Origin of the sequence: Oliverpabstia sp. (assembly GCF_022785585.1) — a bacterium.
In the GTDB taxonomy this organism is placed as follows: domain Bacteria; phylum Bacillota; class Clostridia; order Lachnospirales; family Lachnospiraceae; genus Oliverpabstia; species Oliverpabstia intestinalis.
This window is the reverse complement of sequence record NZ_JALFPR010000076.1, coordinates 1-13,680: the sequence shown is the minus strand read 5'-3', so window position 1 is coordinate 13,680 and position 13,680 is coordinate 1. Positions and strand designations below refer to the sequence as shown.

Annotated in this window: 13 protein-coding genes and 1 tRNA gene; 3 read left to right on the top strand and 11 right to left on the bottom strand. The window is 45.5% G+C overall.

All coding sequences use genetic code 11. The features are described 5' to 3' along the window. The coding region (rpmB, locus tag MSA64_RS04825) for a 50S ribosomal protein L28 (RefSeq protein ID WP_287890814.1) at nucleotides 1-164 on the top strand (164 nt) is incomplete at its 5' end. 231 nt (nucleotides 165-395) lie between these two features. Here rpmB and MSA64_RS04820 read toward each other — a convergent pair. The 4 genes from MSA64_RS04820 to MSA64_RS04805 all read right to left on the bottom strand — a co-directional run bounded on the left by MSA64_RS04820 (nucleotide 396) and on the right by MSA64_RS04805 (nucleotide 5,628). Continuing rightward, nucleotides 396-1,484, bottom strand: coding sequence for a D-alanyl-D-alanine carboxypeptidase family protein (locus tag MSA64_RS04820; protein WP_277663480.1), 1,089 nt, complete (start codon nucleotides 1,482-1,484; stop codon nucleotides 396-398). Nucleotides 1,485-1,552: 68 nt separating this feature from the next. Further along, a complete protein-coding gene (locus tag MSA64_RS04815; RefSeq protein WP_205839931.1) occupies nucleotides 1,553-2,230 on the bottom strand; it encodes an SH3 domain-containing protein in 678 nt (225 codons plus the stop codon). 182 nt (nucleotides 2,231-2,412) lie between these two features. Continuing rightward, a complete protein-coding gene (locus tag MSA64_RS04810; RefSeq protein WP_117524579.1) occupies nucleotides 2,413-3,426 on the bottom strand; it encodes a nucleoid-associated protein in 1,014 nt (337 codons plus the stop codon). A 9-nt stretch (nucleotides 3,427-3,435) separates the two neighbouring features. Next, complete coding sequence (locus MSA64_RS04805; RefSeq protein WP_277663479.1) at nucleotides 3,436-5,628, bottom strand: DNA topoisomerase III; 2,193 nt, start codon at nucleotides 5,626-5,628, stop codon at nucleotides 3,436-3,438. A 233-nt stretch (nucleotides 5,629-5,861) separates the two neighbouring features. Here MSA64_RS04805 and MSA64_RS04800 point away from each other — a divergent pair. Beyond that, nucleotides 5,862-5,934 (top strand) — tRNA-Thr (locus MSA64_RS04800). A 144-nt stretch (nucleotides 5,935-6,078) separates the two neighbouring features. Here the strand turns inward: MSA64_RS04800 and MSA64_RS04795 are convergent. The 5 genes from MSA64_RS04795 to MSA64_RS11975 all read right to left on the bottom strand — a co-directional run bounded on the left by MSA64_RS04795 (nucleotide 6,079) and on the right by MSA64_RS11975 (nucleotide 12,627). Beyond that, the gene (locus tag MSA64_RS04795) at nucleotides 6,079-7,248 is read right to left on the bottom strand and encodes a pyridoxal phosphate-dependent aminotransferase (RefSeq protein ID WP_154432123.1); all 1,170 of its coding nucleotides are present in this window, start codon (nucleotides 7,246-7,248) and stop codon (nucleotides 6,079-6,081) included. Between the two features lie 75 nt (nucleotides 7,249-7,323). Next, the gene (locus MSA64_RS04790; protein WP_277663477.1) at nucleotides 7,324-8,763 is read right to left on the bottom strand and encodes a L,D-transpeptidase family protein; all 1,440 of its coding nucleotides are present in this window, start codon (nucleotides 8,761-8,763) and stop codon (nucleotides 7,324-7,326) included. Nucleotides 8,764-8,927: 164 nt separating this feature from the next. Continuing rightward, nucleotides 8,928-9,761, bottom strand: a complete 834-nt coding sequence (locus MSA64_RS04785) for a mechanosensitive ion channel family protein (protein WP_277663476.1) — start codon at nucleotides 9,759-9,761, stop codon at nucleotides 8,928-8,930. Next, nucleotides 9,758-12,208: a 1,4-alpha-glucan branching protein GlgB gene (gene glgB, locus MSA64_RS04780; protein ID WP_287890809.1), complete on the bottom strand. Its 2,451-nt coding sequence runs from the start codon at nucleotides 12,206-12,208 to the stop codon at nucleotides 9,758-9,760. The genes MSA64_RS04785 and glgB overlap by 4 nt, the downstream gene beginning before the upstream one ends. 122 nt (nucleotides 12,209-12,330) lie before the next feature. Further along, nucleotides 12,331-12,627 (bottom strand): DUF6783 domain-containing protein, encoded by a 297-nt coding sequence (locus MSA64_RS11975; RefSeq protein WP_334302746.1) that lies wholly within the window; start codon nucleotides 12,625-12,627, stop codon nucleotides 12,331-12,333. On the opposite strand from MSA64_RS11975, the gene MSA64_RS11970 reads away from it, so the two are divergent. Next, nucleotides 12,526-12,765 (top strand): DUF6783 domain-containing protein, encoded by a 240-nt coding sequence (locus MSA64_RS11970; protein WP_334302745.1) that lies wholly within the window; start codon nucleotides 12,526-12,528, stop codon nucleotides 12,763-12,765. The genes MSA64_RS11975 and MSA64_RS11970 overlap by 102 nt on opposite strands. Here MSA64_RS11970 and MSA64_RS04775 read toward each other — a convergent pair. Beyond that, on the bottom strand, nucleotides 12,677-13,177 hold the full coding sequence (locus MSA64_RS04775; RefSeq protein WP_117524871.1) for an NUDIX hydrolase: 501 nt from the start codon (nucleotides 13,175-13,177) through the stop codon (nucleotides 12,677-12,679). The two genes, MSA64_RS11970 and MSA64_RS04775, sit on opposite strands and share 89 nt — an antisense overlap. A gap of 67 nt (nucleotides 13,178-13,244) precedes the next feature. Then, a partial coding sequence (locus tag MSA64_RS04770; RefSeq protein ID WP_287890806.1) for an NUDIX hydrolase occupies nucleotides 13,245-13,680 on the bottom strand: 436 nt, incomplete at its 5' end.

Below are 13,680 nucleotides of genomic sequence, written 5' to 3'. Positions count from 1 at the left end.
AAAAAGGTGCTCATTTCGGAAACAACGTGAGCCATTCCCATAGAAGATCTAGCAAAATGTGGAAATCCAATGTAAAATCTGTAAAGGTTAAGGTAGACGGTGGAGCTAAGAAAATGTACGTTTGTACTTCTTGCCTGAGATCCGGCAAAGTTGAAAGAGCATAATATTTGCATCCCTTAACTTGAGAAAAAGACCTGGAGGCTGACGCTTTCGGGTCTTTTTTTGTCTGTACACAAAAAGTATACACAAAAGAAGCGTTTTCCATGCGGCCGCACGGAAAACGCTTCTGTCTATTCAAACCTGTTAGTATAGTAAGATCTCTTTTGATGATCTTATCATACCATACACTTCTGACGAATCTTTCTTCTTTTTTCTTAACTTTTCCTTAAAATCTCTCAGGCAGCTCCGTCCGTCTCTGTCATTGCCTGGTCATCCTGTGAATCAGCGGCCGTATCTGCTGCAGATCCCTGTTCTCCTGCCTGTATACGATTATAGACAGCTTTTGCATCCTCGATATGGTATGGCTCGGTGGAAGGTCCTCCCGGGGCTCCTGCAGTCACCAGGATGTATTCTACATCATCTACTTTGGCAAGACTTGCCAGACACTGTCCTGCTTCGCCGGTATATCCGGTCTTACCGCCTTCGATCTCTCCGCCATTTACCTCCGGAGAATCCATCTTCTTGAACATCGTACTCAGAAAATGCAGACCTTCCGGTGCGGATGCTGTAGCACTTGTCGTATATTCTGAGGTGCAGTAGATCTGTCGGAATGTATCATTCTGCAGTGCGTAACTTAACAGCTTGGTCAGATCACGCACTGTTGTATAATGATTTTCATCATGCAGTCCGGTACAGGTTACAAAATGTGTACTGTCCATGCCAAGTTCTGCCGCTTTTTCATTCATCTTTGCCACAAAGTTTTCCTCAGATCCAAACAGATGCTGAGCCAGTCCCACACAGCACTCCGCGCCGGAAGGAAGCATCACACCATAAAGGATATCGATTGCCTTTACCTCATCTCCAGCTCCGAAGCCTGCCAGAGAAGCTCCTTCGGTATACAACCGGTCATAAGTATCCCTGTCGATCGTGATCGTCTCATTCTGATCCGACAGATTTTCCAGACCGACAACTGCTGTCATGATCTTCGTCATGGATGCCGGATAAATCTTTGCATCTGCATCTTTTTCTGCCACCACTTTACCGTCAGAAAGTCTTACCAGAATCCCGGACCGGCTGTTGATATCGCTGATGTCGACCGATGGTACCGGCTCTGGCGTCGGTGTCGGTTCGGCCGTCGGCGCCTCAGTGGCCTCCGCAGACGGTACGGCTTCAACCTCATCTCCCTCTGCTTTTGATGTTCCGCATCCTTTAGAACCGAGCAGAAGCAGGATCACAGTAAACACAACCGCCACAAGCAGTAATCCACCGCCAAACATCATTCTCTGTCTCCGTCTTCTCTGACGCATTCTTTCCTTTTTTGTCATTCTCTTTTTCGCCATAGTCTTTTCCATGCCAAAAAGCATGCCCTCCGTAAATTCTTATGATAAACCTGTCAATCCGTCTGTACCTTCTCATCACTTTCAAAACTGTAGGTTTCTGATTTTTTATCGGCAGAATGATCTGTCTGTTTCGATTTTTCTGTCTTTGTTTCTTCTTTCCTGCTGTTCTTCTCTGACATATAATCTTCGTATACCCAGGCTTCCTGACCCTGATAGCGGATCTTTACCCAGCCGCCGTCCTCACCAAGTTTTTCTACCTGATCTCCCTTGGCAAGTTCACCGATCACACGGCTCTGACTGCTTGCCGCATCACGGACGTTGACCGGGGAGGTGCAGGTGATCATATGACCGCTTTTCTCTTTCTTTTCTATTCCGGACGGTGTCGGTGTTGGTGTCGTCGTCGTTGTATGACTTGGTTCCGGTGTCCCGGAAGGCATCGTCACTCTCTTTTTATCCGTCCTATCACTGCCTTTTGTGGTATTCTTTTTTGTGTCTTTCTCTTTTTCGTCATTTCCGGAAGTTATTTTACTGTCTGCCGTTTCCAGATCCGTACTGTCATCATCTTTTACCTCCGGTGTCTCTCCCTCAAGATCTACTTTCGGTCCGTCATCCTTCTCCACTTTTGTCGTTCCGACAGCCAGTATATCACAGACCACATCCCAGGTTTTGCAGCCGGACAGTCCCATGACTCCCGCCAGCATAAGCGCCAGCAACACTGTTTTTTTCTTCACACTCATAACCCTCTTTGTCTCTTATTTATTATTTTATTGTAACTGTTCAGTACCTTCACAGTTACGAGCCAAAATGCATTGAAAATCACCTTCGGTGATGGCATTTTGGCTTGCATGTCTCAGTGGTTTGGCATATTCATGCCAAAACATTTCGCGGGACAGTGACTACTGAATAGTTACATTTATTTACTGATAATACTTCCTACATTTTTTATTAATACCGAGATTGTTCCGTCCGGATTCGTGATAAAATCAACTTTATCTTTATTCTGATACTGTTCCATCGGGATACGGATCTCGATACCGGTATCGGTGATCAGATTCTGTTTTCCGTATTTTCTGGTCGTCGCCGGATTCTGTGGTTCCACTTCCGTCTCCGTCAGATGGTATTTTTCCAGCTTTTCAATCACCTGTTCCTTCATCTCTTCCTGTTCTTTGAAAATCTTATCGATCAGTACCGGCACGGCAAAGCCCCCATCTTCTTCCAGTGCCTGATTGATGATACTTTTTGTCTCCATCTGCACCTCAAACTGCTCGGACTCATGATAAAACTTTTTCTGCACATCGTCCACTGCTTTTGCCACGATCGCCAGTTTGGATTTTGGTGACAAAGAACCGTGGCACTGTAAAAACAGCTGAGAAAAATAATTTGTTTTTACTCCGTTGACATCATATTTTTTCTCGATGATCTTCAGATTTTTATCTGTCATATCAATCAGTGCCGCCTCTGCCAGTTTCTGATTTTCTCCCGGCAGGATCGCCTTCTGTTTGATGACAGAATTGCTGTTTCCCCATGGATCCGAGTCCGTCATGTGGGTATAATACGTTTTATAGTTCATCTTTAACAGGGCCAGAAAATGCTGCTGTTCCACCTCATATTCTACCACCAGAAGATCCGCCGGCGGAATGTCAATATTTTTATTCATAACACCGTAAAGCAGTTCCCCCAGTTTCTGACTGACCGGGATAAAGTTTTCTTCGTTGTACGCTTCCAGTTCTGCCTGTACCTTAGAATCTTCATCAAAAGAACATTTTTTCATATCATCGCTCTCTAACAGCCGGAAAATATGCGCCCGCAGAAAATCCCCGAAATCTGATCCGAAATCAATCACCTGATCAGACAGAACCGGCATCCCCATCGTAGAATCCATAATATGTATGATCACCTGTCGTAACCGAATATCTTCTTTTTGCATCTTTCCCTCCTAGTTCAGCCGGATATTCTTCAGTGCATCGGCAAATGCGGAATTCACCGGTTCTTTTGCCTCTTTCTGCTGTTTCTTCATATACGCATGCACATCCCGTTTGGATACACCTCCGCCCTCTTTTTTCCGTCGCTCCTGGAATTTGGAAAGGCGTTCTTTGTGTCCGCAGGAGCAGACAAACATACTGTCGTCCCCTTTTCCGATCATTTCCATCCGTTTGTGGCAGATCGGGCATCTGGCGTTCGTTGTCCGGGATACAGTTTCCCGGTATCCGCAGGCACGATCCTGGCACACCAGAAGTTTCGCATTCTTTCCATTGACGGCAAGTAATCGTTTCCCGCAGTTCGGACATTTTTTATTTGTCATGTTTTCATGGCGGAAGGTTCCCTCTTCCCTGCGGATCTCCTGCAGCAGCTCTTTTGTATAGCCGCGGATCTCATTCATAAATACACGGTCATCCAGCTCTCCTTTTGCGATTTTTGAAAGCTTCATCTCCCACTCTGCAGTCAGTTCCGGCTTTTTCAGATCCTCCGGCACTAACTCCAGAAGCTGTTTTGCCTTAGATGTAATATGAATCTCATTTCCTTTCTTTTCCAGCAAAAAGGTGTGAAACAATTTTTCAATAATATCCGCTCTCGTGGCAACCGTTCCCAGCCCTCCGGTTTCTCCTATGGTTTTTACCATCTCACGGTCTTTGTTCTCCATGTATTTTACCGGATTTTCCATTGCCGAAAGCAGTGTTGCCTCAGTAAATCGTGGCGGCGGCGTGGTTTTTCCTTCCCGGATATCCACCTGCACCTGCTTAAACTCCATACCCTGACCGATTTTCGGAAGGATCTGATCTTTCATATCACGGGAGAACTCATCCTCATCCTCACAGTTCATCTCCTGTACCTGACGGAATCCTTCGTCTATCATGACTTTTCCTCTGGCAACGAACTGTTCTCTTCCACTCTCTGCATAAATAACTGTCTCTTCGTATCTGCACGGCGGACAGAACGCACTTAAAAAGCGGCGCACCACGAGATCATAGATTTTTCGTTCCTCATTTGTCATATGTGTCAGATCCACAAACTGTTCTGTCGGGATGATAGCATGATGATCGGATACTTTTTTATTGTCCACAAAAGACCATTTTTTCGTCTCCGGGTGCTGTGCTTTTACTGTCAGTGCCATCTTCCGGTACGGACCGACCGCACAGGCATCCAGACGCTCGGATAAGGTTCCGACGACATCCGAAGTCAGATATCGGGAGTCTGTTCTTGGATAAGTAAGTACTTTATGATTTTCATAGAGACGCTGCATAATATTCAGAGTTTCCTTTGCAGACAATCCAAACCGTTTGTTCGCATCCCTCTGCAGTTCGGTCAGATCATAAAGCAGCGGTGGATAAACTTTTTTCTCTTTCTTTTCTGTCTTTCTGATGATCAGACTGTGCTTCTCACATTCCTTTTTTATCTCCTGGGCACGCTCCTTCTGATAGGTACGAAGGCTGCCTGTTTTTCCTTCTTTCCAGGTAAAAGTAATACCGTCTGCTTTTGCTGTGATCATATAATAACTTTCCGGTACAAACCGTCGAATCTCATTTTCTCTCGCCTGGATCATCGCAAGCGTAGGAGTCTGTACCCGACCACAGGATAACTGTGCGTTATATTTACAGGTCAGTGCTCTGGTGGCGTTGATTCCGACCAGCCAGTCCGCTTCCGCACGGGACACCGCCGCCCGGTATAAGGGGTCGTACTCTTTGCTGTTTTTCAGATGGGCAAACCCATCCCGGATCGCCTTGTCTGTTACGGAAGACACCCACAGTCTCCGGCACGGTTTCTGGTTTCTTGCTTCTTTTAAGATCCAGCGTGCCACCAGTTCTCCCTCTCTTCCGGCATCCGTCGCGATCACGATTTCTTTGACATCCTGTCGCTGTACCAGTTTTTTCACTGTCTGGAACTGTTTTGCCGTCTGTCGGATCACTTCCGTTTCCAGTTTTTTCGGCATAATCGGAAGTTCTTCCATCTTCCATTCTTTATATTTTTTATCGTATCCTTCCGGGTCTTTTAAGGTTACCAGATGTCCCAGTCCCCAGGTAACGATATAATCCTTTCCTTCCAAAAAACCGTTTCCCTGCGGAGTACAGTGAAGCACCCGGCCAATGTCCCTTCCCACAGAAGGTTTTTCTGCCAATACTAAGGTTTTCATTTTTATCCTCATTTCTGTCTGTTCCGACATCCTTCTTATTCTTTATTTTTCACTCTGGCATTATAGCATACTCTTTCACATATTTCAAAGTCCAACCCCGGTTCCGGTATCCTCTCATTCCCTTCTGATTTTAACAAGTTTTCCTGTTTTTTCAAAAAATTTCATGAAAATGCACAAAAAGTCTTGCCTTTTCCATACAAATCATATATAATATCTTTTGTATTGATTCACAGGCTGAAATAGCTCAGTTGGTAGAGCACTTCACTCGTAATGAAGGGGTCGTGGGTTCAAGTCCCATTTTCAGCTTTTCAGAAACGTTCGCCATTTATTTTCAGGTGGTGGGCGTTTTTTCGTTATCTACCTGCTGAACAGTCACTGACTTTTAAGAAAAGGTGATGGAACTTCTCTGTTCCACCACCTTTTCTTTTGCTATATCTTCTCTTATTTCTTTTACAGTTTTCGGAATGCATACAGAGAACGTTCTACCTTCTCCGTCTCGATGCAGTAAGCCATACGGAAATATCCCGGGCAGCCGAAGGTATCACCGGGCACTAACAGCAGATCCTGTTTCATTGCTCTCTTACAGAATGCAACCGCATCCGGTTCCGGAGCTTTCGGGAACATGTAGAAGGTTCCGCCCGGGCGTACGATCTCAAATCCCATACCAGTCAGGGCATCATAAAGAATATTTGCATTTTTCTCATATACTGACAGGTCTGCGGTATCGTACAGACAATCAGCCACTGCAAGCTGGATCAGGGATGCCGGGCAATTATGCCCGATACCACGGGAAATCTGTCCGCACATATCTACAATGGTTTCCGCCTCATTACAGCTCGGTGACACTGCCACATAACCGATTCTCTCTCCAGGAAGGGACAGCGATTTGCTGAAGGAGTAACAGGTGATGGTATTCGGATAATACTTCGCGATAAACGGTGCGTCCACACCCTCAAAAACAATCTCACGGTACGGCTCATCTGAGATCAGATATATCTCATGACCGTATTCTGCTGCTTTTTTCTCCATGATCCGCGCCAGTTCTCTGACTGTATCGGTGGTGTATACAATACCGGACGGATTATTCGGCGTATTGATCAGAACTGCGGTAACATCGTTTGTCAGCATGGTCTCGAATTTTTCAAAGTCAATCTGGAATCCTTTCAGATCCGGCGGAACAACTTTCAGTTTTGCTCCTGTCAGATTGACATACGGGTTGTATTCCGGGAAAAACGGTGCGAAAGTAAGGATGGAATCTCCCGGGACAGTTACTGCACGGAATGCATGTGCCAGAGCTGCTGCCGCACCGGAGCACATGAAAATATGTTCTTTTTTATATGGCAGACCGAAACGTTTTTCCAGAGATACCGCTACCGCCTCACGTACACTGTCAATACCGAGGCTCGGGCTGTATCCATGAAGGGCTACCGGGCTTTCCGTCTCCAGCAGTTCGATCATTTTCTTTGTAAATTTTTCCGGAACCGGCACAGACGGATTACCGAGACTGTAGTCAAATACATTCTCTTTTCCGATCTCTTTTGCCCGTTCGGTTCCGTAAGTAAACATCTCACGGATTACGGATTTTGCTCCTAACATCTTTTTATATTCCTGTGCAATCATAGTTGGTCTCCTTACTTTCTGTCCAGGTTTCCAATCCTTTTTTCTTATCGTTCAGAAACCTGCTTTTCCTTATGCTTAATATACAATTACCGGTGTTCCCACCGATACTGTCTCGTAGATAGTTTTTGCAGCTTCCAGCGGAGTATTGATACATCCGTGGGAGCCATTGGTTTTATATATATCACCACCAAAATTATTACCACGACTCGCCAGATCATGAATACCGACGCCACCGTTAAATGGCATCCAGTAATGAACGAAAGCCGTATATTCCGGTTGCCCGTTCGCATCTTTTGGCCCCTTCATGGTGTATTCTGTGGTCTTCCAGAAGATTGGCCAGCAACCGTTTTTCGGAGTGGCTCTTCCTTCTTTTGATATATCACCGGTAACCACCGGAGTCTCCACCACAAGTTGTCCGTTTTTGTAGCACCACATTGTCTGCCTGTCGATGCTGATTTCTACATAGACATCGCCAAGATCGTTATCACTTGTTCCTTTTGCCTTATGGCTGTAAGAAAGTTCCATCTCCTGCTCTTTTCCTTCAGCCAGTGCCGTTTTCAGGTTTTCCAGGGATTTTTCCCGGTCTACCTGCCAGCCGTATCTGTTGGTTGCCAGTGTGATCTGTGCACCGTCGTGAGTTGTAAATTTTCTGGACTTTCCATAGGTATCAATCTGATCCGCAAGTTGCTCAATAAACGCCTTTTCCTTCGATTCATCAATAGAATAATTGCCGTTTTCGTCCTGTACAAGCCAGGATTTTAACACCTCATGATCAATCGTGGATACGGTACCTTTCACTGTATAAGTCAGTTTTGCACCGGTCAGCGAATTCAGCGTATTCATCTGTTCGTTCAGAGATTCATCATTTTGATACACTGCCGGTTTCAGATAACAGTCCTGATCCACCAGAGAAAGTTCTGTCGTGCCATTTTGTATGGCATCCTGTACCAGAGAAATAACTTTTTCTTCATCCACCGCATTACCTTCCACCTCAGGGGCTATCCTATACCCATCTGCAGTTTCCTGTAGTGCCGCATCCCGGGGCTGTACCATATTTGCCTCGCTCATAAACGGAAGGCTTTTTAAAATCGGTTCCACCGCATCTTCTTCGTAGGTGGTATTCGCCGATACTTCATACTTACCTCCCCGGAACGCATGGAGAATCCACTCCAGTGGTTTCTGATCTGTCAGTAACTGATCCACACCATTGTCATCCACATACGTCAGATGAAACTGTGGTCCGGTAACAGTATATGTTTCCCCTTCTTTCGTGGTGATGTTCAGTGTATATTCACTGATTTTTTCCTGCAGAAGCTCCTTTACTTCCGAAGCTGTCTTATCGCTGCAGTCCTGTCCGTTGATCCACGTATCTTTATAAAAATGGATTTTGTAATAATTACTTATCCATATATACGCTGCTGCCACTCCAAGCAACAGGATCAGGCAAAGATATACGCTGATGATTACTTTTTTCTGTTTCTTCTTTTTTCTTTTTTTACCCTTCTTTTGTGCCATGATTCCCCTTTATTCTTTTACTCCCTTTCTGTATACACACCGCGCTCTGTCTGCGTTTTGCAAGTATATCCTTTTTCTGGATAATTATATACCATTTGTCGAGGAATACAATTTCAATTCTCTTAATATTTTTTTACACTTTGTAAACTCTTTATATTTCCCTTTCACCGGTGCATATGCACATCCATCTGCGGATACGGAATCCGAATGCCCCTCTTATCAAATTCCAGTTTGATCTGTTCATTCATACGCCACTTGGTATTCCAGAATTCTTCTGTTTTTACCCAGGCACGAAGCCCTAAGATCACTGCACTGTCCCCCAGTTCATCCACAAAAACCTGAGTTTCTTCCCGATCCAGAAGTTCCGGATCTTTTTCGATCAGTTCCCGGAGAATCTGTTTTGCCAAAAGCAGGTCGGATTCATAGGAAATTCCCACTTTGATCTCCAGTCTTCTTTTTTCCATTGCCGTTACATTCGTGATACTGTCGTTTGTCAGCACAGAATTGGGGATCACGATCCGACGGCTGTCGATGGTCATCAGCGTAGTGTAGTACAGTTCGATCTTCTGTACCGTTCCCTCGGTCTTTTCCCCATTTTCGATGATGTAATCGCCAACGGAAAACGGGCGCAGGAACATGATGATCAGTCCGCCTGCAAAGTTGGATAAGCCACCCTGCAAAGCCAAACTGATCGCCACGCCGGCAGAACCTACAAGTGCAGCCACCGAAGTCTTGTCCACGCCAAGATTTCCGGCAATCGTCAGGATCAGGATCAGATGCAGCCCAATCTTAATTCCTGATAAAAGAAAGCTTTTTGCTGCCTCATCACTTCCGAATTTTACCAGATGTTTCCGCAGATTTTTGCAGAGCCATCCGATCAGTTTTGTTCCGATAAAATAAACGATCAGCGCCAGGATGACTTTCAGCACAAAATCAAGAAGTCCGTCCTGTGGAATACTCCCCTTCCACTGAGCCAGCGCCTTTATTGCATTCGTCATTCTGTCTTAGTCTCCTTTTTAGCTGTTACCGTCTTTTTCTCTTTTGGCTTCTTCGCAGCTTCTGCTTCTTTTGCTGTGCGTTTTTCTTTCTCTTCTGCACCTTTCTTCTCAGCCGTCTCCAGCTTCTGCTGGATGACTTTACGAAGTCCTTCTTTTTCCTCAGTTGCAGACAGCATCTTTCTTTCTGCTTTTCCGGCTGTCTTTTTCGCTGTTTTTGCCGTTCTGTTGGTAGATGTCTTTGCTGCTGTTTTTGTAAAGCTGTAAATTGCTACGCTTAACGGTGCAACTTTTACTTTGATCGTATACGGACGATCATCCGTCTCTTCTTTCTTCGCAATCTTTACACGTGGATTGACCACACCGGTTCCACCGTATTCTTTTGCATCACTGTTCAGGATTTCTTTATATTTTCCTGCATACGGAACACCTACCAGTTCCTCCTCATAAGCAACATCCGAGAAATTACAAATAACAACCAGTGTATCTTCCTGTTTTTTGGACTTTCGAAGAAAAGTCACCATACTCTTTTCCCATTCCACGCAGTTGATCCATTCAAATCCATCGGGATCATAGTCCAGTTTCCACAGTGCCGGATGCGTCTTATAAAGCTGAATCAGGGCTTTCGTATAGTTCTGCATCTGTCTGTGTGCCGGTTTTTCCAGGTCTTCCCAGTCAAGAGCTTTATTTTCTGCCCATTCATGTACCTGACCATATTCCTGTCCCATAAACAGAAGTTTTTTACCCGGATGTGTCATAAAAAAGCCATACGCCGCACGCAGATTTGCGAACTTTTTATCCTCGGTTCCAGGCATCTTCTCCAACAGCGATCCTTTCTGGTGTACCACTTCATCATGGGATAAGCTCAACATGAACCGTTCACTGTAAGCATAAACCATACTGAATGTCAGTTCGTTATGGTGTGCACCACGAAAATACGGATCATTACTCATATAGCCGACGAAATCATTCATCCATCCCATATTCCATTTGTAATCAAATCCCAGACCATCTTCCGTGTCCACACTTCCTGTCACTCTCGGCCATGCTGTGGACTCTTCTGCTATCAGAAGAGCATCCGGATGTTTCTTTTTAAAGATAGAATTCAGATGTTTTAACAATTCCACAGCATCCAGATTTTCATTGCCGCCGTAGATGTTTGCAACCCATTCCCCATCGTTCTTTCCATAGTCCAGATACAACATGGAAGCCACTGCATCAAAGCGGATACCGTCTGCATGGAATTTTTCTGTCCAGAACAGTGCGTTGGCAATCAGGAAGTTTTTCACCTGCGGTCTTCCATAATTGTAGATCAGTGTGCCCCAGTGTGGATGATACCCCTGTCTCGGATCGAGATGCTCATACAGACAGGTTCCGTCAAAGTTGGCAAGTCCGAAGGTATCCCGTGGGAAATGCGCCGGTACCCAGTCCAGAATCACACCGATACCCGCCTGATGGAGCGTATCCACAAAATACATAAAATCTTCCGGTGAGCCGTAGCGGCTGGTCGGTGCATAATAGCCGGTCACCTGATAGCCCCAGGAGGCATCAAACGGATGTTCCATCACCGGCATCAGTTCCACATGTGTATATCCCATCTCTTTGACATAAGCCACGATCATCGGTGCAAGTTCCCGGTAATTATAGAATTCTCTTCCGTCTTCCGGTTTTTTCCAGGATGCCAGATGCATCTCATAGACGAACATCGGGGCATCCTCTGTCTGAATCTTTTTTCGTTCCTTCATCCATGTCTGATCTTTCCAGACATACTGTGTAAGATCTGCCACCACCGAAGCAGTTGCCGGGCGAAGTTCTGCCTGGTTTGCATAAGGATCGGCTTTCAGGTAAGTCAGACCGTCTTTTAATTTTAGTTCATACTTATACAGAGACCCTACCGGAATCTGTGGGATAAACAGCTCATAGATTCCCGATACCGAAAGGCGCTGCATCTGGTATACTCTGCCATCCCAGTGGTTAAAATCTCCAACCACACTGACACGGGCCGCATTCGGTGCCCAGACTGCAAAATACACACCATCCACACCATTGACAGTCATCGGATGTGCACCCAGTTTTTCGTAAATATCATAGCAGATACCATTGATAAACTTCTGTTCTTCTTCCAGTGTGATCTGACAGGGAAACGCATATGCATCATAGCATTCGATCTGTTCCCCCTCCTGCTCCACCAGATAGGTATACTCCGGAATCTTTCTCCCGCTCAGTAATACAGCAAAATATCCTGCATCGTCCTCTTTACTCATCGGATACTCTCTGCCGTCTTTTGTCATTTTCACTGTTACTTTGTCCGCCCCCGGAAAAAAGCACTGTATCAGCACTCCGTCACCGGTTACATGTGGTCCGAGGATCTCTCTCGGCGCATATTCTTCAGAATATACAACTGCCTCAATTTCCGGCCAATCCATCAATTCATATAATTTGTCAGACATAAACCCCTACCTCCTGCGATTTCGTAACCGTTCAGTACCTTCACAGTTACAAGCCAAATGCGTTTTAACTGTATGTCTCGGGATTTTGGCATATTCAGGTCAAACGCCTTCCGGCATACTGCCTACTGAATAGTTACAATTTTTTTATATATTATATTTATCATACCATTTTCATACTCGAAATACAATCGTAAGAAGAAGTAACCGAAATATATATTACGCTGAATCTTAAATTCAAATCTTCCTCGTGAAAAGAGAGCCGTTTTGCCCTTTCGGATGTAACGACTCTCCTTTCTTCTTCCTGCGCTAGAGCGTGTCTGAAAAAGGCTTTTCGTGAGCTGCGAGACCCAGTTTGTGGGAGATTTTATCCGAATGAGGGCGGCGTAGCGGGCTACGGCAACCGAACGAGGGTAAAATATACCGCAAAGTGGGGCTTGCAGATTGCGGAAATGATTTTTCAAACACGCTCTAGTCGAATACTTCTTTCATACTGTCATAATGCAGGAAAATCCCTTCCTGGGCAAATGCCCGGATCTCTTCGAGTGTGGCGATCTTAAAGCCTTCCACTTCCTCCGGCTGTACTTTCACATCGTTATCCACAAAGTCCAGAATAAATTTGTAGATATCCACAAAATAGTTGTTTTTTTCCTCCGGATTCACCCGTTTATAGGAAAATGCGTAGCCGCCTGCAGCCTGGCTCACATCAATTCCGGTCTCCTCGCGGATCTCGCGGATCACTGCGTCCCTGGAATCTTCTCCCGCGTTGACTCCGCCTCCCGGTACTTCCCACCAGCCGGCACCCCATTCTTTGTCCAGCTTTCTCTGGGTGATCAGATAACGGCCATCCGGACGTTTCAGCACACCAAGCACCGTCAGATGGTATTCATCCGGTTTCATGTTCCAGTCGTTTCGCTTCATCGTACGGCCGGTTTTCTGTTTCTTTTCATCGTAGATATCCCAGTATTCCATAATATTTTTTCTCCTCTGTCTCTTTTTCGTGAATATTACTGACCCGCTTTATGCACCTGGTACGGATTTATTTTTCTTTGGCATGTAAGAACGCAAAGGGTTCTTCATCGTGAAGAAAGTGCATCATCATATAGGCGCACAAAAGCGCCACCCGCTCTTCTTTCAGGATCCGTGCCACTTCTTTCCGGTCTGCCAGAACCACTTCGATTTCCTCGCTGTCTTCCATGTATTTTTTACTGATCTCGCCGGAAGCATATCCGTAAACCGTTCCGCAGCACTCATCGGTCATCCCGACGGATGTATAATAAGGCTTCTGATAAATATCATCCACCACGATCGGCTCCAGTTTCAGTCCGGTCTCTTCTTTCAGTTCCCGGATCGCTGCGGTGTGATAATTCTCTCCCGGATCCACCAGTCCGGCCGGCAGTTCATACACATAACCACCCAGCGGATACCGAAACTGTCGGATCAGTACTACCCTGTCTTTCTTTTCTCCGTAGAGA

What these genes read in the sequence shown, in the direction of transcription:
- MSA64_RS04820 (WP_277663480.1), bottom strand. Translation starts at nt 1,484, where the DNA reads ATGACAAAAAAGGAAAGAATGCGTCAGAGAAGACGGAGACAGAGAATG.
- MSA64_RS04810 (WP_117524579.1), bottom strand. Translation starts at nt 3,426, where the DNA reads ATGCAAAAAGAAGATATTCGGTTACGACAGGTGATCATACATATTATG.
- MSA64_RS04805 (WP_277663479.1), bottom strand. Translation starts at nt 5,628, where the DNA reads ATGAAAACCTTAGTATTGGCAGAAAAACCTTCTGTGGGAAGGGACATT.
- MSA64_RS04795 (WP_154432123.1), bottom strand. Translation starts at nt 7,248, where the DNA reads ATGATTGCACAGGAATATAAAAAGATGTTAGGAGCAAAATCCGTAATC.
- MSA64_RS04790 (WP_277663477.1), bottom strand. Translation starts at nt 8,763, where the DNA reads ATGGCACAAAAGAAGGGTAAAAAAAGAAAAAAGAAGAAACAGAAAAAA.
- MSA64_RS04785 (WP_277663476.1), bottom strand. Translation starts at nt 9,761, where the DNA reads ATGACGAATGCAATAAAGGCGCTGGCTCAGTGGAAGGGGAGTATTCCA.
- glgB (WP_287890809.1), bottom strand. Translation starts at nt 12,208, where the DNA reads ATGTCTGACAAATTATATGAATTGATGGATTGGCCGGAAATTGAGGCA.
- MSA64_RS04775 (WP_117524871.1), bottom strand. Translation starts at nt 13,177, where the DNA reads ATGGAATACTGGGATATCTACGATGAAAAGAAACAGAAAACCGGCCGT.